Raw genomic sequence first — 17134 nt, forward strand, 5'->3', positions numbered from 1 at the left:
AGCTCAACCATTTTCGTCTCCCGCGCCCTGCGCGTGCGGATGCAATGCGGTTGGCCGCCCGCCGAGCAACCCTTCCTGGTCCGCAAGCCTTTCACCGATCTGCAGGCCATCGTCATTGATGTGGTATTGGCGCAGCTCATCGGAGTGCGCGCTGGCACGCACCTTGACCACGGCCATGATCCTCAGCAAGCGGCTGCGCACCTCAATGTAGCGCTGCACAATGATCGCATCGGTAAGGAACGCGGTGCCGTAAGGGCTGAAACGCAGGTCGGTGTAGCGGTCTTCAAGCTCCGAGGTCATCAATACGCTGACCCCGGCACTGGTCAGCGCCGTGACCATGCGCGACAGCGACTCACGGAAGTCCGCGCGAAAGGTCGGCGCCAGGGCCAGCTCGAAGCCCGACAGCGAATCGATGACCACGCGCGTGGCGTTCAGGCGGCGAACCTCGCTGAGCAGCAGGTGGACGATTTCATCAATGGACAAGTCAGGTGCGCGGCTGTCTACCAGACCGACTTGCCCACTGTGAATCAGGTTGGCCAGGGTGGCGTTCTGGGAGTGGTGGGGGCGCTGCTCGAACACTGCGATAACGCCGGTTTCACCCTGGCGCGCGCCTTCGGCGAGGAAGGTCGCCGCCAGGATGCTTTTGCCCGACCCCGAGGGCCCGGCCACCAGCAGCGAATAGCCCCTGGGCAGCCCGCCACCGAGCATTTCGTCGAGGCGTGGCACGCCCATTTTCAGGCGTTGGATAGGCCGCGCCATCGGCGCCTCGACCGGATTGAACGCGGCAGGCGCGAACACCTTGATGCCCGAGCTGGCGATCCGAAAGGTGTGCAGCCCCGGCAATGTCGGCTGGCCGCGCATCTTCATGATTTCCATCTTGCGCACCATCGAATTGCGCTCGACGCTCTGGCGCAGCCAGATCAAGCCATCGGCCACGGTGAAGATAGGGTTGGTGTCGGTTTCGGTGAAGTACTCACCGATCAGGAAGGTCGTCGCCTGCCACGTCGTCATCAACATGCCCAGTTGCTGGACGAACTGCGGCAAGTTGTTGTTGGGGTTGTGCTGCGTCTGGCTGGCCAGCACCACCGAGCGGAAGGAGTCGACAAACACCAGCGACGGCGAATGCGCCTCCACCTCGCTGACAATGCGCCGCAGCACTTCGTCCAGGTTGCCGGCCAGTGTGTCGTCGGCCAGGTTGATATAGCGGATCGACTGGTTGATCACCTCGCTGTCGAAAAAATCGAACTGCTGCTGATAACGCAGCATCTTCAGCGGCGGCTCGCCCAGTACGGTGAAAAACAGCGCAGGCCGCTCCGGCGTCGCAAGGGCAAACATCATTTGATGCGCCAGCGTAGTCTTGCCGCAGCCAGGCGGGCCCGCGATCAGGTTGAACGAAAACTCCGGCAATCCTCCGCCCAGCACCTCGTCCAGTCCTGGCACGCCGGTGGCCAGGCGGTTGATAGTTACTTTGGTGCTCATGGCGATTGTTCCTGGGAAGGGGTGTCGCTCAAGGAGGGCTCCCACACGTCGCGCAGCAAACGGGCGGTCAGCGAAGGCCCGATCAGCGTGGTCAGCAACGTGTAGAAAGTGGTCAGCAGTACTTCACCGAAGAACAGCGCATCGGCTTCAGTCTGCTCGATCAATAGGGCTTTGAGATCGCTCAGGTCCGGCGCCGCCTGCACGCGGTCGTAGGTGGCGGACAGGCGCGAATGGGTCTGGACGCTCAAGCGCAGGCTGCGACGCAGCAGCGCCACAGCACCTTGCTGCCCGATAATGGGCGTGAGTACTGCGTCGATATCCTGCAGGATCGAAACAATCGCCTCAGCGATGCTTGCAGGGTCAGCGGTAGGGCCAACACGGTGCGCCAGAGAAGCTACGATCTGGCGGCTCTCTTCGCTTAGCGTGGACATGACGGGCTTATATCCGATGAGTTGACACTGATCGTACACCCTATCGTGCCAGCCCGACGTTTTAATGGCCCACTGCCGCCTGCGTCGTGCGCCGACCTGGTCGGAAACCATGGCCACGCGCCGCCCAGGCAATCACCAGCGCCACCGCGATCAACCCCAGCATTGCCCAGGGAAACGCCGCCACGCCCCAGCGGTCCAGCAACACGCCGCCTGCGACGCCGCTGCCGGCTATCGCGCTGTTCCATGCCACCACGTTCAGCGACAGCGCCACATCCGCGCCGTCCCCCGCCGCATCCGCCAGGGCGGTTTGCAGCAAGGTCGCGGCGCCGCCGAAGCTCAGGCCCCAGACCGCCACGCCGAGGTAGATCACCAGTGGCACATTCCCCAGCACGCCGAATAGCACGCTTACCGCCGCAAACGTCGCCAGGCTCACCAGCACGGTGTTGCGCAATAACGGTTCGACCAGTCTGGCCGTGAGCCAAATCCCCGCCAACGCAGCGATCCCGAAGACCAGCAACACCAGGTCCACACGCTCGGCCAAACCGGCCGGCGCCACGAACGGGGCAATGTAGGTGTACAGAATGTTGTGGGCCAGCATCCAACTGATCACCACCGCCAGCACAGGGCGCACGCCCGGCGTGGTCAGCACCTTGCGCAGCGACAGGCGTTGATGGGCGGGCTGCGGCGCGTAGTCAGGGACTTTCACCAGCACCCAGGCGATCAGCACCAGGCTCACGGCGGACATCAGGCCGAACGTGGTACGCCAGCCCACCAGGCCACCGAGCCAGGTGCCCAACGGCACCCCCAACGACAGCGCAATCGGCGTGCCGACCATCGCCAGCGCCAGTGCCTTGCCCTGTTGATGGGGCGCAACCATGCGCCGCGCGTAACCGGCCAGCAGGCTCCAGGCCAACCCCGCCGCCACCCCGGCAAAGAAGCGCGCCACCAGGGTCACGCCATAGTGGGACGACAACGCGGTGATGGAGTTGAACAGAAGGAAACCGACGATGGTCAGCAGCAGCACATTGCGCCGGCGCCAGCCGCGAGTGGCGATGGTCATGGGAATCACCGCCAGCACTGAGCCCAGTGCGTAGGCAGTGACCATCTGCCCGGCCATCGACGGGGAAATCCTCAGGCCGTCGCTGATCAAGGGCAACAGGCCGGCGGGCAGGGTTTCGGTGACGATGCAGATGAAGCCGGTCATCGCCAGGGCGAGCAACGCGCCGATGGGCAGGCGCTCGGATGCGGCCGATAAAGTGAGTGAGGGGGTCACGGTAAACTCCTTGGGCGAGACTTAGGTACTGATCGATACAAATATTGCGGGCGATCGGTGCGCGTTGTCAACGACTTATGTATCGACTAGTATTTATCTCGTTTTCCCACCGGAGACCTGACATGGCACAAATGGGCCGCCCCCGCACCTTCGACCGCGAACACGCCGTGGAACAGGCCATGCACCTGTTCTGGCAGCATGGCTACGACGCCACCTCCCTGGCCCAGCTCAAGGCGGGTTTGGGTGGCGGGATCTCCGCGCCGAGTTTCTACGCGGCGTTCGGTTCCAAGGAGGCGTTGTTCGACGAGTGCGTAAAGCGCTACCTGGCGACCTACGCCCAGGTCACCGAATGCCTGTGGGACGAAACCCTGCCCCCGCGCCAGGCCGTCGAAACCGCGCTGCGCCAATCGGCGCGCATGCAGTGCGAAGACGGCCACCCCAAGGGCTGCATGGTCGCGCTGGGCGTGATGAGTGCGCCCAGCCCGGAAAATGCGCGGGTGGCCGACGGGTTGACCCAGTCGCGCCTGCGCACGCGGGCGGGAATTGTGGCGTGCGTGGAGCGCGCGGTTCGGTTGGGCCAGTTGCCGCAGCAGACCCAGCCCGCCGTGATGGCGAGTGTGTTTGACAGTTTTTTGCAGGGGGTGTCGATATTGGCGCGGGACAACGTGCCCCATGCCACCCTCGACGCCGCGATCAGCCAGCTCATGATGACTTGGGACATAGCTGCGTCCAGCACGCCGCCTGTGGCGAGGGAGCTTGCTCTTATCAAAGGGGCCTGCTCGAATCCTGCGGGTTAACGTGCGTCCGCAGCCAGGCTGAGCGCGTGGATCTTGTCGACAATCTGCCGTGAAGCCTTACGGATCGCCGTCGTCGTGTTGCCTGCGATATGCGGTGTCAGTTGGGCATTGCCGATGCCTGCCAGTGGCGAGTCAAAACGGTCTTTTTCGTGGACAAAGGTATCGATGGCAACCGCTTTTATATGCCCGGGAAACGCGGTCATGAAGCTTGCCAACTGGGCTTCGTCGACGATGCCGCCGCGAGCGGTATTGATCAGTATCGAGCCTTGACGCATCTGCCTGAACTGGGCAAGGCCGAACAGGCCTTGGGTGAGCGGTGTCAGCGGTACGTGAATAGAAACCACGTCGGCCTCCCCCAGCAATTGCTCGAGGTTTTGCCGCCGCTCAAGCCCAAGGCTGTGCGCGACCTGCTGCGTAAAACGCTCTGAACCGCTGGCGATGACCTTGATACCGAGCGATCCCGCTTTGCGTGCGACGGCTTGGGCAATACTGCCGGTGCCCACCACCCCCAGCGTGAGTTCGCCGAATTCGGGGCCGGGCGCCAAGGTGCCCTTGGACCAGCGGCCGCGGTGCGTTTCGGCGTTGTAGTGGTCCAGGTCCCTGGATAAAAACAACGCCTGGGCGACGACGTATTCAGCGACCGCCGCCGCGTTGGAGCCCGGCGTGTTCAGTACGGTCACGCCACACCGCTCAGCCTCTTGCCGGTCGATATGGTTAACGCCTGTACCCGCTTGGGCGATGGCGCGCAGCGGCGTTGGCAGGGCCGATGATGCCGCGGCGCGAATCAGTTCGCTCTCAATGGGAATATTCAGGCGCGTCTTAAACACGCTATACCCCCCGGCCTGAGTCACGGCGTCGATAAAAGCTTGCCTGTCGTGGCCATTGATCTCGGTGTACCGGATGCGCTCGCCATAGTGCTCGCGGATACTCTGTTTATCGGTGAAATAGTAGAGATTCAGGGTGACGACCAGGCCCAACTCAAGGAATCGGTCGACTTCCTCGAATAGCAACGGCGGGCCGGGAGCATCCAGTATCAGGGTGGTGAATGCCATACCTGTGAGCCTCTTTAAAGGGTGTTCAACCGCACCGATACACTAGCATCGCGCCACACTTGCTCTAAAACAACAACCGCGAAAAATCACAGCAGGCCTGCGCCAGCCGCGCCACGTCCTGGTTCAAGCCGAATTGGCGGTCCACCCGGTGCAATGCCACGTACTGGATACTCGGCAACTCCGGCTGCGTGACCAACGCGCGTAATGCGCCGTGCTCGATCAGGTGCGACAAACACGCCTTGGGCAGATAGCTCACGCCGATCCCCGACAGCGCCAACCCCACCTGCACCAGCAGGTTATGGCTGGTGAGCGTGCGCGGCATCTGCACGTTGTGCGCGGCCAGCCAACGCTCGTAGATCAAGCCGGTGCCCGACTGCGAACCCTGGGTCAGGACGGTGTAATCGGCCAGCACTTCCAGGCTTACGGGGTCGGGGTTGGGGATCAGGTCCGGCGCGCAGATCCAGGCGTTTTCCACGCTTTGCAGCGCAGTGCTGTGGAAGCGCGGGTCGCTGTAGACGTCCGGCACAATCACCAGGTCGAGCTGGTCGCTTTCCAGCTTGCGAAACAGTTCGCTGCTCAGTTCCACTGACGGTTCGATCTGCACCTTGGGGTAGGCCTGACGCAACGCTTCCACCAGCGCCGGCAGCCAGGTCAATGCGGTGAGTTCGGTGACGCCGAGGCGAAAACGGCGCACCAGCACTTCGCGGGCGCTGACCCGTTCGAGCAGTTGGTCGCGGCTGTTGAGCAGGTCGCGGGCGTAGTCGAGCAGCTCACCGCCCTTCTCCGTCAGCCGGGCGTTGCGCTTGCTGCGGTCGAAAATCTCGACGTCGAAGGTGTCTTCCAACTCCTGGATGCGCTTGGAGATGGCCGACTGAGACATGTTCAGCTTGTTCGCCGCCGCTTCAAAGCTGCCGAGTTCGGCAATCCAGTAAAGCGCTTCGATTTGCTTGAAGGTGATCATGGCGGCCAATTCATGAGAAAAAGCGATGCTATCACATCATAAAATATCGCTAAAACTCTTCGTTCATCACTCCTAAGATCCGGCCATAGCCCATCGCTATCTAACAATTCTGGAGATTTGCCATGTCCTTGCCCGGTTCACGCATCCTTCCCAACGCGCCCATGGCCCCCGCCGAACTGGTCGAGGCGTTTGCTCAGGTGGTCACGCCGCATATCAGCGACAACCTCGGCCGCCATATCGGCGCCCGTGGCCTGACGCGCTACAACCGCAGCGGCAAGCTGGTGGGCACGGCGATCACGGTCAAGACCCGCCCCGGCGACAACCTGCTGATCTACAAGGCCATGAGCATGCTGCAACCCGGCCATGTGCTGGTGGTGGACGGCCAGGGCGACACCAATAACGCGGTGATCGGTGAGCTGGTCAAGCTCTACGCCCAACAGCGTGGTTGCGTGGGGTTTGTGATCGACGGCGCGATTCGCGATGTCGCCAGCTTTGAGGATACCCCTTGCTACGCCCGCGCCGTGGTGCACACGGGCCCGTACAAAACCGGCCCCGGCGAAGTGAACGTGCCGGTGTCCATCGGCGGCATGGTGATCAACCCCGGCGACCTGCTGGTGGGTGATGAAGACGGCCTGGTCGCATTCTCCCAGGCCGACGCCACCGAAGTGCTGCGCCGCGCCGCGCAACATGCCGAGCATGAAGAAGCGGTCAAGGCAGAGATCGCCAGCGGTGCGGTGCGCCAGAGCTGGATCGACAAGGCCCTCAACAATGCCGGCCTGGTGTGAAGGAGTCCGAGATGAGCACTGCATTTTTGTCGGACCGTGTCCTGGGCATCGCGCCCTCCCCCAGCATCGCCGCCAACGCCTTGGTTACCGAGTTGCGCGCCCAGGGCCGCGACATCGTCAACTTCACCGTGGGCGAGCCGGACTTCGACACTCCGGCGCATATTCTTGAAGCCGCCAGCCTGGCGATGCACAGCGGTGATACCCATTACACCGCCACCACCGGCACCCTCGCGCTGCGCCAGGCCATCTGCCTGAAACTGCAGCGCGACAATGATCTGGTGTACGGCCTGGATGAGGTGGTTGCCGGTTGCGGTGGCAAGCACATCATTTATCACGCGTTGGCCGCCACCTTGAATCGCGGCGATGAAGTCATCGTGCACACGCCGTATTGGGTCTCGTACCCGGACATCGCGCGGCTTAACGATGCCACACCGGTGATCATTCCCGGCGATGAAACCCTGGGTTTCAAGCTGTCGCCCGCCGCGCTCGAAGAAGCGATCACCCCACGCACCAAATGGGTGATCCTCAACAGCCCGAACAACCCCAGCGGCGCGGTGTACAGCGAAGCCGAACTCTTGGCCCTGGCGCAGGTGCTGCGCCGCCATCCCCATGTGCTGGTCATGGCCGATGAGATCTACGAACACTTCGTCTACGGCGACGCCCGGCATGTGCCGTTGACACGCCTTGCGCCCGACCTCAAGCCGCGCACGCTGATCGTCAACGGCGCGTCCAAGGGCTATGCGATGACCGGTTGGCGCCTGGGCTTTGGTGCGGGGCCGGCGTGGTTGATCGCGGCCATCGCCAAGTTGCTGTCACAGACCACCACCTGCCCCAGCTCGTTGAGCCAGGCCGCCGCCGTGGCCGCGTTTGCCGGTGACCAGGCACCTATCGCCGCGATGCGCGGGGAATACCGGCAGCGCCGCGCACTGATGCTGGAGCGACTGGCGGGTATTCCCGGCCTGAGCATCATCCCGCCCGATGGCGCGTTTTATGTATTCGCCAACGTCAGCGGCCTGATGGGCAAGCTCACCCCCCAAGGTGATCGCCTCGACAGCGACACCCAATTGGTGGACTACCTGTTGCGCGACTACGGCCTGGCCACCGTCAGCGGTGCGGCCTACGGCATGTCGCCGTATGTGCGCCTGTCCTTCGCAAGCTCCCTGGACGTGATCGAAGAAGGGTGCCGTCGCCTCAAAGACGCATGCCACGACCTGCGCTGACGGCCACCCGTAACACCCGGCGACCAGCGGACGGCCGCCTTTTGACTGCCTAGAACAACAACTTAAAAATCATTGATCTCAAATGAGGCACTCCCATGCACACGCCCCGTATCGCGCTGGTCTGGCAAATCATGATCGGCTTGCTCGCCGGTATCGCCATTGGTGCCCTGCTGCACCGCTTTCCCGAATCCCGGCCGTGGTTGGTGGACAATGTCCTGCAACCGGCGGGCGATATCTTTATCAAGCTGATGAAAATGATCGTGGTGCCCATCGTGTTTTCCTGCATGGTGGTGGGCATTGCCGGGCACGGTGACGGCAAATCCCTGGGCCGTATCGGGGTCAAATCCCTGAGCTATTTTTTCTGCATCACCACCCTGGCGATCATCATCGGCCTGGTCATGGGCAACCTGCTCAAGCCCGGCGCCGGCACTGAACTGTCCAGCCTGCACGCGGCGAATATCACCCTGCCCACCAGTACCGGCGCCGGTCATAGCCTGGGGCAGATCATCGTCGGCATCATCCCCGACAACGTGGTCAACGCCATGGCCCAGGGCAGCCTGTTGTCGGTGCTGTTTTTTGCGGTGATGTTCGGCCTGGGCGTGGCGCGCTTGCCCGCCGAGCGCAAAGACCCGGTCATCGCGCTGTTGCGTGGCGTCAGCGACGCGATGTTCAAGGTCACTTCGATGATCATGGCCTACTCGCCCATCGGCGTGTTCGGCATGATCGCCGTGACCGTGGCCAACTTCGGCTTCAGCTCGTTGCTGCCGCTGGCCAAGCTGATCATGGTCAGCTATGTGGCCATCGCCTTCTTTGTGCTGGTGGTGCTCAACCTGGTGGCGCGTGTATGCGGGATCAACCTGTTCGCACTGATGCGCCATATCAAGGATGAACTGGTGCTGGCCTTCTCCACCGCCAGCTCGGCGGCGGTGATGCCGCAACTGATGAAAAAACTCGAGACCTACGGCGTACCCCCTTCGCTGGTGAGCTTTGTGGTGCCGGTGGGTTACTCGTTCAACCTCGACGGCGCCTCACTGTTCCTCGGCATCGGCACCCTGTTCGTCGCGCAGTTGTACGGCATTGATTTGAGCCTGGGCGATCAGGCCTTGCTGGTGGTGACCATGGTACTCACCTCCAAGGGGGCCGCCGGAGTGCCGGGGTTCATGTTCGTGATTCTCTCGGCCACCCTGGCCAGCGCCGGTCTGCCGTTGGAAGGCATCGCGTTTATCGCCGGGGTGTACCGCTTGATGGAGATGCCGACCACGGCGCTGAATGTGCTGGGTAATGCGTTGGCACCGTTGGTGATTGCCAAGTGGGAGGGGCGTGAGGTGCGGACAGGGCATGAGTCGAGTGGGAGAAATGTTCCCTCGCTGTAATGTGAACGCTACGAATAAAGGCGCTCCGGAGAGCGCCTTTATTCATTCCAGCCTTACTGCTCGCTGATGGATTTCACCTCAGCCTTGGCAGCACCGCCAATCGCAATGCGCTTAGGCTTGGCTTCCTCCGGAACCACCCTGAGCAGGTCGATGCTCAGCAACCCGTTGGCGAGTTGCGCGCCCTGCACTTCAATGTGATCGACCAGGCGGAACGACAAACGGAACGCGCGCTGGGCGATGCCTTGGTGCAGGTAGGTGATGCCCTCGTTGTGTTCGCGCTTGCCACCGGCGACGGTCAACACGCCTTTTTCCACCTGGATCTCCAGGTCATCCTCCACCAGGCCTGCGGCCGCGATGACGATCCGGTAGTGATCTTCACCGTGCTTTTCGACGTTGTGGGGTGGGTAGGTGGTACCGGCCTCGCTGCGAAGCGCCGATTCAAAAAGGTCGTTGAAACGGTCAAAACCGACGGAATGACGGAACAGTGGGGCCAACGAAAGAGTAGTAGCCATTGCAAAATCTCCTGAGTTTTCTCCAAGTGATTTGAGACGCGACCCGTATTCGGCATCGCGTAAAACCTAAGTAGGTTCAGGGGGGGAAATTTCAAGCACGGCCACAAAAAAAATTTTATCCGGCGCTGCGATCATTTCAAACAGGCTGACGCACCGGCGAGCAAGAAACGTGCTGGAGTCGCCGTAGATCGCCGCCATCATCCGCCAGCGCCGATCCGGTTGGAGAGGCGCTCATATTGCGCGATTGCCAATCAGAACGCGACGATGAGGACATTGTGGAGGACGCTGAAGGGAGAGCGGACACTTGCGCCCAACGTTTGATGCCTATGGTCAAATCCCAAGCAAAAACAGCCTGCATCGCTGCAGGCTTTTCCCTATCTGGCACTCTTAGACTAAATAACTGTTTTGAATTGAGATTAAGCCTAGTGCTTAAAATTCATACCCATACGATCATCCTAAGACTACAGATGGGCCCTTTTTTGTACATAAACCAAAACCACTTGGTCAGGCCGGGGAACGCGCAAGGCCGCGATCATGGAGATGAGGCTGTGGGTTTCCCTGCGGCAGTTTGCGTCTCCACGTCCCAATGATTCGCGAAAGACTGAACGAGTCAGGGCACATGCTTTCGAAAAACTGAGCGCTTTAAATTTCGAAACGCAAGGAGAGACCTCATGCCTGCAAAAAGCTTCGTTCCATCAGTTAAACGTAAAGGCGCGAAGGACTCGGCTTTCGGCTCAGACCTGGCAGATACAGGTTTAACCGATGACGAACGAGTCGTTAGGGAAGATGAATTACTTGGCGATGAACCGCGTGTAGAACCCGGCCCATCCGACTTGGAAAGACTCAAGGATAAAAGCTAGTCCCTTTGATTTTCGGTGCGTCCAACATTCGAAAATACGACACTTATTGCTTGAGTTTCAATTTAGGGAGGTGCCACGCATGCGCCAGCAAACCTCATTTATATTCGATCTGGATGGCACGTTGACTGATAGCGTTTACCAGAACGTCTTTGCGTGGAAAACCGCGCTCGATTCAGAAGGCATACCGTTGGCCATGTGGCGAATTCACAGAAAAATCGGTATGAGCGGTGGGCTGATGCTCAAGACGTTAGCGCGTGAAACAGGACTGGAAATCAAACCAGACCAAGCTAAAAGGCTGAGCGATAAACATGATAAAGCCTACAAAGATCTGCAGGGCCAGATAAGCGCGCTCCCTGGCGCTGTCGAGCTTCTCGATACTTTGAACCGCGATCAGTTCAAGTGGTGTATTGCTACCAGCGGTGGGATGGATACTGCAGCGATAAATCTGAAGGCATTAGGCTTGGATATAGCAGAGGTCAATCTCATCACCCGTGATGACGTTAAATATGGCAAGCCCGATCCAGACCTTTTTCTCGCCGCTGCATGCAAACTCGATGTACCCATCGAAGAATGCTTGGTGATAGGCGACGCCATCTGGGACATGCTTGCCGCACGCCGCTGTAAGGCCACCGGTATAGGGCTGCTTTCAGGTGGTTACGACACAGGAGAGCTTGAACGTGCAGGTGCACTCCGAGTCTACGAGGATCCTCTGGCACTGCTGCAGCACCTAGACGAGGTAGCTTCCCGTCCGTGAGCCATATGCAGGCACGCGGCTTGAATTGATGTGCTCCCCCGCTCGGCGGCGACGTTGAAGTTCCTGCGTGCAGGCATGCCAGACGATTGATCGGATGGTGCTCCAGTGTCGCTCACAATCAAGCATCCGGGGCATTGGATGCTCCCAATACAACCGCGCGCCCTGACACTCGTACAACTTCGACAAGTTAACGCTGCGATAGACAGGCGAAGCGCTTACAAGACTAACCAGGCTCCACTGGCGCGGGTAGCGCGACTCTTGAACACGCGAAAAGCAGCATGCCTACGAGGATCAAGGCCCCTCCCCGCATCCATGTTTCCAAACTTTGCTGACTGAGCAGTACCAAGCACGAGACGATAGCAATTACCGGAACCCACGTAGGCACCCGAAAGTGATCTTCCGCAACCTCGTCGCGGCGCAGGATTAACACGGACAAATTAGTGCAGAGAAATACGAACAGCAGGAGCAGGACGACGGTTTCAGCCAATGTAGCTAGAGTTCCCGTCAGCGTGAGTCCAATAGCTACGAGGGTGGTAGCGATGATTGCTATCCACGGGGTGCGTCTCTGAGGCAGCACTCTGCTCAGCGCCTTTGGCAAGAGCCCAAGGCAGGCCATGCCGTAAGTTAGACGGCTGGCCATGATCATCGTAAGGAGCGCACCATTGGCCACCGCGATCAATGCAATGAAGGCGAAGACGCGAGGCGGAATGTTTAAACCTGACGCCCGAACCACTTCAAGAAGGGGAGCCGAGGTTGCCACCAGCTTTTCCATGGGCAGTACGGAAGATGCGGCGACTCCGACAGCCATGTAGACGACTCCGGCGGTTACCAATGCGGCAAATAACGCGCGCGGGTAAACGTTTCTAACGTCTCGAATTTCTTCCGCTAGATTGGCGGATGTTTCGAATCCTACAAACGAATAGAAGGCGATCAATGCCGCCCCCAAAACGGCTAACATCGGGCTGACCCCTGGCTTGAACTCCAGGCTGCGACCCAAATCTGCCTCGCCTGTGCGGAAATACCACGCTGCGGCGACAACGACCAAGAGAAGGCCTGACAGCTCAATAACTGTCATCACTAGGTTGGCTCCAAGGGACTCTTTAATCCCCCTTGCATTCAGGAGCGCGATAACGACAAGGAACAGCAGCGCCGCAATGTGAGGTGGTACCTGGATGAACGCCGCTAGGTAATCGCCCGCAAACGCCAAGGACAAACCTGCCGCGCTTGTGACAGCAGCAGAAAGCATGCAAAAGCCCACGAGAAAAGAAATGAGTGGTGACCCGAACGCTTTCTCAGCGAAAACCGAAGCGGCGCCCGCGTGAGGGTATTTTGTCACCAGCTCTGCGTAGGAACCGGCAGTAAGCATCGCGAAAAACAGAGCGAGTAGCAGGGGCACCCATATTGCGCCACCTACCTCTCCCGCAATTGTCCCGGCAAGGGCATAAACGCCCGCCCCGAGAACATCGCCGAGAATAAATAGAAACAGCATCGGGCCGGTGACGGCGCGGCGAAGGGAGGTCTTGGGGGTCAAGGTCTTCACGTTAAACTTCCTGGCTTGAGGTTGAGACAGCCGATCACCGGGCTGATAGCTAGGTGGCTTCACTCTCAAGCAATGGAAATTCGCGTATGACTAAAGTTCACATATCTTGCCGAGGGGTCGGGTATCGTCCAAAGCCTCCGCGCAGAGACCAACTACTACGTAGTCTCCAAAGTGGAACCATTCCGTCAGGCTAGATATGTCTGCATAGAGCCAAGGGGTGGTAGGAATTGCATGAACTCTGGGGGGAACAAACGTTACGGAGTTTGATTCGATCTCTATCACGATCTCCTCATCATTCCTTAGGGCCTATAACGATCAGTAGGAAACTAATGGGCAACAGGCATCGATACTCATTCGGCAACTCACCCAAGGCGACGCCCACGATTATCTGAAGGACTACTCGGCACGATCATTTGATTAGATTTTATCCGTCGCGACGGGCGGCATAAGGCGCACGGAAATGACTGAAATAGCACCTGTCGTCGGCAATTTCCCCGCAGATAAAAACTTTCTTTGCTTGGCAGATATCCATATCGCTGCCACTGCATGGGGTGCTGAAAAGCTATCTAAGCGACAAGGCACGCATTAAATTAAATCGACTGAAGGGACTCTCGAATGAGTGGATTGCGCAAAGCCTATAGGGTCAACACGATGAGCATGGCGTTGTTAGCGCCCATTCTCGTCGCATGTACGGGTAACAATTCGCCCTCTAACGTAATCGCGCCTGGAGATACCAAATCGCCCGCCACGCAGTCCCTTGATGCCGGTGCTGCACTACTTCAATCACGTCCGCCGATAGACGCGTTGAATGCGTATCTGGATGGCTTCCATTTTTACAACGGCCACATGAACGCCCAGATGGAGGCGCACCACTACTGCGCGATTCTCAACGAGGAAGTTATCCAGTGCGTGATCTACGATGGCAATCGTAAGGACGCCAAGCTGATGGGGGTCGAGTACATCATCAGCGAACAATTGTTCGCAGGTCTTCCCAAAGCCGAACAAGCGCTTTGGCACAGTCATGTTCACGAAGTGAAATCAGGTCAGCTCGTAGCGCCTGGGATCCCTGAGGTAGCCGAGCATGCATTGATGGAAAAACTCGTCCATACCTACGGCAAGACGTGGCACACCTGGCATACCGACCTCAATAAAGACCTGCCCCTTGGCGTTCCTCAGCTCATGATGGGCTTTACAGCAGACGGGCAAGCGGATCCACAGATGGTTGCAGATCGCGATCGTCGATTCGGGTTAGATAGCGCGCAGAAGAAGAAAGCTCGGGCGGACATACCAACGCCCGTCGTTGCGCCAGGCGCAGATGCATGGAACCAGGGCAAGATTTTTCAAATCGTTGATCCTACGGACACTCCCCACCAGCACTGATGTTCATCGCAAATATGACTGACCCCAAGGACTCTTACCCTCACCTGCCGCCTTCACTCAAGAAGTGAGAAGGCGGCATCCCGCTCATCGTTCGGGTGCGCGCCCCGAACGATCTAACGAGAGTCTGCTGTCCTGATTCGCATAGTTTCGACGATGTAGACGAGCCAACTGACCTGGTTGTGCAGAGGGTCGGCCCGTACGTGGATCATTGATCAAACACTTCGCGTAGGCAAAAGGACCGCAAGCGTCCGGGGAAGTCATCTACCCGATCCCTGCGATGACTGGATGTGTACGGCAACGTCTTTCAGCAGACTTTTGCGTAGGTATTCACCCCTCACTAGCCCGCAAAAACTATATTCGCTAGCTCTTAAATCACTGTCGATTTCTCGGTGGAGACGTCGGTGTAGTCCGCTTACGATAGTGCGATCTGCATCTGTCTTCTCTCACCGGGGTACCACTGAATGACGCCACTAAGTGCGGTTTTCCGCAACCTTCACCAAGATAATTTGTTGGTACTCGCCAACGTGAGCGATGCTGGCACCGCACGTATTGTCGAGAGCGTAGGGAGTAAGGCAGTCGCGACCAGCAGCGCCGCCGTTGCTTGGGCGCATGGATACCAAGATGGCAATCAACTTCCCCTAAAACTGCTGACTACTACAGTTGAGTCAATAGTTCGAGTGCTTACAGTCCCCCTCACGGTCGATGTCGAAGGGGGCTATTCCGACGACCTTGAGTCGGTTGCTAAAGTTATTGATTGCGTAGTTAGGGCTGGAGCCGTTGGAATCAACATTGAGGACGGAGCAGGCGGCACCGATCTGATTTTGCGAAAAATCGAAGTGGCAAAGAAGGTAGCAAGCAAGCATGGAATCGATCTGTTCGTGAACGTACGAACTGACGTTTATCTGAGGTGTTTGGTAGAGCCAGCGCGACAATTGGCAGAGACCCTCTTCCGTGCATCGCTGTTCGAGCAAGCAGGTGCAGACGGCATTTTTGCAGCCGGAATGGTTGAGCAAAACGACATTGCTACACTGTGCGAGGCAACGCGGCTACCCGTCAACCTGCTTTCCTGGAACGGCCTACCCGGCTTGGATGAATTGGCGAGTCTAGGCGTCAAACGGCTAAGCGCTGGTTCCAGCATTGCTGAATTCTTATGTGGCGCCAACAAGGCGCTCGCCAAGAGCTTCTTGCGAACGGGAAAGCTTTTTGAGTATCCATTGGACGCATATACCTACGGCGACCTGAATAGCCTCATGGCAGCAAAAAAACACCTAAGCGAAAAGTAATCGTCGACCTATTAATCTGTGATTCGCATGAAAATCGCCGCTGTTTCCCGCACCTCGAAAGCGATTTTCACACCCATTCGAGGACGAGGCTACGGTCTATGAGATCTTACAATCACGCTCTTCCGCCCAGAAGCGAGATGGTGAATGCGATGCTATGCAGCGACAGCGCCTACGAGGGCGTTTTTTTCACTGCTGTCAAAACTACAGGTATTTTTTGCCGCCCTACATGTGGTGCACGTAAGCCAAAGCCCGAGAATGTAGAGTTTTTTTCACAGGCCAACGAAGCGATGGCAGCAGGTTATCGGCCTTGCTTGCGATGCAAGCCATTGAATCTCGCGGCTTCCGCGCCAGGTTGGGTCAAGGGGCTACTGGCCTCTGTATCTGCATCACCTGACGCTCGCTGGAGTGATGCTGAACTAACTACGCATGGTATCGATCCGTTACGCTTACGCAGGTGGTTCAAACAAAATTTTGGCATGACTTTTCATGCATGGATGCGCTCTAGAAGGCTCGGTGTCGCCCTAGGCCGGATTTCTGCGGGCGAAACGCTGGATAACACAGCATTTGACTTAGGATACGAGTCATTGAGTGGTTTTAGAGATGCTTTCAAAAAAACATTTCAAATGCCACCCGGTAAGGCAGCTGAAACGTCGCTCCTGCTTTATCGTCATCTGACTACACCGTTGGGCCCAATGATTGCCATGGCAGAGGAACGAGGTTTGGTACTCCTCGAATTTCTTGACCGTCCGGCGCTAACCGCTGAATTAAACGAACTGCGTGGGCGTCATGGGTATTCAATTGCGCCTGGCGAGCACCTCTACATCAAGCAGATCGAAGTTCAACTAAAACTTTATTTTGATGGAAAGCTAAAAAGTTTTTCAGTACCGCTCCATATGCCAGGCAGCTCTTTTGACAGGCTTGTGTGGGCAGAGCTTCTAAAAATCGACTATGGAACCATTTCAACCTACGGTGCCATCGCTAGGGGCATCGGTAAGCCAGGTGCAAGCCAAGCAGTGGGCAATGCAAATGGACACAATCGCTTATCTATTGTCGTGCCCTGCCACCGTGTCATAGCGACAAACGGTGCACTCGCCGGATATGGCGGAGGACAGCCCCGGAAAGAGTTTTTACTGCGTTTGGAGAAGACTGCTTTGCAAATGACTCAACAGAACGAATTCCTGTTGGATTAGCTGCTAATCGGAATATACGCAGACACAACTTAAGAGTTCCGGAAACACACCCTCCGAACTCCAGAACTAATTGCGTAAGTCCCCACGTGTCAGCAGGTTAATTCCATATCACCTATTTCCCAACGGTGCTGGATTGAGTGATACGCGATGAGACATCCCGGGCTAACCACAAGGCGTGTTGGGCAGAACCTTACGATCAGCTATTGTCGCACCAGTTTAAGCTTGGCTTCTAACGTATCAGCGA

General features: G+C 58.3%; 17 protein-coding genes. 10 read left to right on the forward strand and 7 right to left on the reverse strand.

What is annotated here, in order from left to right:
* Window positions 1-3: 3 nt before the first annotated feature.
* The 3 genes from HDC32_RS07415 to HDC32_RS07425 all read right to left on the reverse strand — a co-directional run bounded on the left by HDC32_RS07415 (window position 4) and on the right by HDC32_RS07425 (window position 3183).
* The gene (locus HDC32_RS07415) at window positions 4-1479 is read right to left on the reverse strand and encodes an ATPase domain-containing protein (RefSeq protein WP_184743251.1); all 1476 of its coding nucleotides are present in this window, start codon (window positions 1477-1479) and stop codon (window positions 4-6) included.
* Window positions 1476-1910 carry a hypothetical protein gene (locus HDC32_RS07420; RefSeq protein WP_131699841.1) on the reverse strand — a complete coding sequence of 145 codons (435 nt, stop codon included), beginning with the start codon at window positions 1908-1910 and terminating at the stop codon, window positions 1476-1478. Before HDC32_RS07420 ends, HDC32_RS07415 begins: the two co-directional genes overlap by 4 nt.
* 61 nt (window positions 1911-1971) lie before the next feature.
* Window positions 1972-3183, reverse strand: a complete 1212-nt coding sequence (locus tag HDC32_RS07425) for an MFS transporter (RefSeq protein ID WP_145336422.1) — start codon at window positions 3181-3183, stop codon at window positions 1972-1974.
* Window positions 3184-3305: 122 nt separating this feature from the next.
* Here HDC32_RS07425 and HDC32_RS07430 point away from each other — a divergent pair, with 122 nt between their 5' ends.
* Window positions 3306-3980 carry a TetR/AcrR family transcriptional regulator gene (locus tag HDC32_RS07430; protein ID WP_184743254.1) on the forward strand — a complete coding sequence of 225 codons (675 nt, stop codon included), beginning with the start codon at window positions 3306-3308 and terminating at the stop codon, window positions 3978-3980.
* Here the strand turns inward: HDC32_RS07430 and HDC32_RS07435 are convergent.
* Together HDC32_RS07435 and HDC32_RS07440 are read right to left on the reverse strand one after the other, a co-directional pair.
* Window positions 3977-5032: a D-isomer specific 2-hydroxyacid dehydrogenase family protein gene (locus HDC32_RS07435; RefSeq protein WP_184743257.1), complete on the reverse strand. Its 1056-nt coding sequence runs from the start codon at window positions 5030-5032 to the stop codon at window positions 3977-3979. The genes HDC32_RS07430 and HDC32_RS07435 overlap by 4 nt on opposite strands.
* Window positions 5033-5096: 64 nt before the next feature.
* A complete protein-coding gene (locus HDC32_RS07440) occupies window positions 5097-5993 on the reverse strand; it encodes a LysR family transcriptional regulator (protein WP_184743259.1) in 897 nt (298 codons plus the stop codon).
* 122 nt (window positions 5994-6115) lie between these two features.
* Here HDC32_RS07440 and HDC32_RS07445 point away from each other — a divergent pair, with 122 nt between their 5' ends.
* From HDC32_RS07445 to HDC32_RS07455, 3 genes are all read left to right on the forward strand, one after another.
* The gene (locus tag HDC32_RS07445) at window positions 6116-6778 is read left to right on the forward strand and encodes an RraA family protein (protein ID WP_131699846.1); all 663 of its coding nucleotides are present in this window, start codon (window positions 6116-6118) and stop codon (window positions 6776-6778) included.
* A gap of 11 nt (window positions 6779-6789) precedes the next feature.
* A complete protein-coding gene (locus tag HDC32_RS07450) occupies window positions 6790-7998 on the forward strand; it encodes a pyridoxal phosphate-dependent aminotransferase (RefSeq protein ID WP_184743262.1) in 1209 nt (402 codons plus the stop codon).
* A gap of 95 nt (window positions 7999-8093) precedes the next feature.
* Entirely contained in the window at window positions 8094-9371 is a 1278-nt protein-coding gene (locus HDC32_RS07455; RefSeq protein WP_131699848.1) for a cation:dicarboxylate symporter family transporter, read from the forward strand.
* Between the two features lie 53 nt (window positions 9372-9424).
* Here HDC32_RS07455 and HDC32_RS07460 read toward each other — a convergent pair whose 3' ends face one another.
* Window positions 9425-9883, reverse strand: a complete 459-nt coding sequence (locus tag HDC32_RS07460) for an Hsp20 family protein (protein ID WP_053130927.1) — start codon at window positions 9881-9883, stop codon at window positions 9425-9427.
* A gap of 671 nt (window positions 9884-10554) precedes the next feature.
* Between HDC32_RS07460 and HDC32_RS07465 the strand changes: the two genes are divergently transcribed.
* Both HDC32_RS07465 and HDC32_RS07470 read left to right on the forward strand, forming a co-directional pair.
* Window positions 10555-10743 carry a hypothetical protein gene (locus HDC32_RS07465; protein ID WP_184743265.1) on the forward strand — a complete coding sequence of 63 codons (189 nt, stop codon included), beginning with the start codon at window positions 10555-10557 and terminating at the stop codon, window positions 10741-10743.
* Window positions 10744-10822: 79 nt separating this feature from the next.
* Window positions 10823-11497: an HAD family hydrolase gene (locus HDC32_RS07470; RefSeq protein WP_131699850.1), complete on the forward strand. Its 675-nt coding sequence runs from the start codon at window positions 10823-10825 to the stop codon at window positions 11495-11497.
* Window positions 11498-11720: 223 nt separating this feature from the next.
* Here HDC32_RS07470 and HDC32_RS07475 read toward each other — a convergent pair whose 3' ends face one another.
* Complete coding sequence (locus HDC32_RS07475; protein ID WP_167656445.1) at window positions 11721-12986, reverse strand: APC family permease; 1266 nt, start codon at window positions 12984-12986, stop codon at window positions 11721-11723.
* Window positions 12987-13497: 511 nt separating this feature from the next.
* Between HDC32_RS07475 and HDC32_RS32045 the strand changes: the two genes are divergently transcribed.
* The 4 genes from HDC32_RS32045 (at window position 13498) to HDC32_RS07490 (ending at window position 16890) form a co-directional block, all read left to right on the forward strand.
* On the forward strand, window positions 13498-13626 hold the full coding sequence (locus HDC32_RS32045) for a hypothetical protein (RefSeq protein WP_260403581.1): 129 nt from the start codon (window positions 13498-13500) through the stop codon (window positions 13624-13626).
* 62 nt (window positions 13627-13688) lie between these two features.
* Window positions 13689-14417, forward strand: coding sequence for an OBAP family protein (locus tag HDC32_RS07480; RefSeq protein WP_371920974.1), 729 nt, complete (start codon window positions 13689-13691; stop codon window positions 14415-14417).
* A gap of 461 nt (window positions 14418-14878) precedes the next feature.
* Complete coding sequence (locus HDC32_RS07485; RefSeq protein WP_184743268.1) at window positions 14879-15700, forward strand: isocitrate lyase/phosphoenolpyruvate mutase family protein; 822 nt, start codon at window positions 14879-14881, stop codon at window positions 15698-15700.
* A 98-nt stretch (window positions 15701-15798) separates the two neighbouring features.
* Window positions 15799-16890, forward strand: a complete 1092-nt coding sequence (locus HDC32_RS07490; RefSeq protein ID WP_184743270.1) for a bifunctional transcriptional activator/DNA repair enzyme AdaA — start codon at window positions 15799-15801, stop codon at window positions 16888-16890.
* Window positions 16891-17134: the final 244 nt, after the last annotated feature.

The sequence above is a fragment of the Pseudomonas sp. JAI120 genome (assembly GCF_014207255.1).
Taxonomy (GTDB): Bacteria; Pseudomonadota; Gammaproteobacteria; order Pseudomonadales; family Pseudomonadaceae; genus Aquipseudomonas.

What these genes read in the sequence shown, in the direction of transcription:
- HDC32_RS07415 (WP_184743251.1), bottom strand. Translation starts at nt 1,479, where the DNA reads ATGAGCACCAAAGTAACTATCAACCGCCTGGCCACCGGCGTGCCAGGA.
- HDC32_RS07420 (WP_131699841.1), bottom strand. Translation starts at nt 1,910, where the DNA reads ATGTCCACGCTAAGCGAAGAGAGCCGCCAGATCGTAGCTTCTCTGGCG.
- HDC32_RS07430 (WP_184743254.1), top strand. Translation starts at nt 3,306, where the DNA reads ATGGCACAAATGGGCCGCCCCCGCACCTTCGACCGCGAACACGCCGTG.
- HDC32_RS07435 (WP_184743257.1), bottom strand. Translation starts at nt 5,032, where the DNA reads ATGGCATTCACCACCCTGATACTGGATGCTCCCGGCCCGCCGTTGCTA.
- HDC32_RS07440 (WP_184743259.1), bottom strand. Translation starts at nt 5,993, where the DNA reads ATGATCACCTTCAAGCAAATCGAAGCGCTTTACTGGATTGCCGAACTC.
- HDC32_RS07445 (WP_131699846.1), top strand. Translation starts at nt 6,116, where the DNA reads ATGTCCTTGCCCGGTTCACGCATCCTTCCCAACGCGCCCATGGCCCCC.
- HDC32_RS07450 (WP_184743262.1), top strand. Translation starts at nt 6,790, where the DNA reads ATGAGCACTGCATTTTTGTCGGACCGTGTCCTGGGCATCGCGCCCTCC.
- HDC32_RS07455 (WP_131699848.1), top strand. Translation starts at nt 8,094, where the DNA reads ATGCACACGCCCCGTATCGCGCTGGTCTGGCAAATCATGATCGGCTTG.
- HDC32_RS07460 (WP_053130927.1), bottom strand. Translation starts at nt 9,883, where the DNA reads ATGGCTACTACTCTTTCGTTGGCCCCACTGTTCCGTCATTCCGTCGGT.
- HDC32_RS07465 (WP_184743265.1), top strand. Translation starts at nt 10,555, where the DNA reads ATGCCTGCAAAAAGCTTCGTTCCATCAGTTAAACGTAAAGGCGCGAAG.
- HDC32_RS07470 (WP_131699850.1), top strand. Translation starts at nt 10,823, where the DNA reads ATGCGCCAGCAAACCTCATTTATATTCGATCTGGATGGCACGTTGACT.
- HDC32_RS07475 (WP_167656445.1), bottom strand. Translation starts at nt 12,986, where the DNA reads ATGCTGTTTCTATTTATTCTCGGCGATGTTCTCGGGGCGGGCGTTTAT.
- HDC32_RS32045 (WP_260403581.1), top strand. Translation starts at nt 13,498, where the DNA reads ATGACTGAAATAGCACCTGTCGTCGGCAATTTCCCCGCAGATAAAAAC.
- HDC32_RS07480 (WP_371920974.1), top strand. Translation starts at nt 13,689, where the DNA reads ATGAGCATGGCGTTGTTAGCGCCCATTCTCGTCGCATGTACGGGTAAC.
- HDC32_RS07485 (WP_184743268.1), top strand. Translation starts at nt 14,879, where the DNA reads ATGACGCCACTAAGTGCGGTTTTCCGCAACCTTCACCAAGATAATTTG.
- HDC32_RS07490 (WP_184743270.1), top strand. Translation starts at nt 15,799, where the DNA reads ATGAGATCTTACAATCACGCTCTTCCGCCCAGAAGCGAGATGGTGAAT.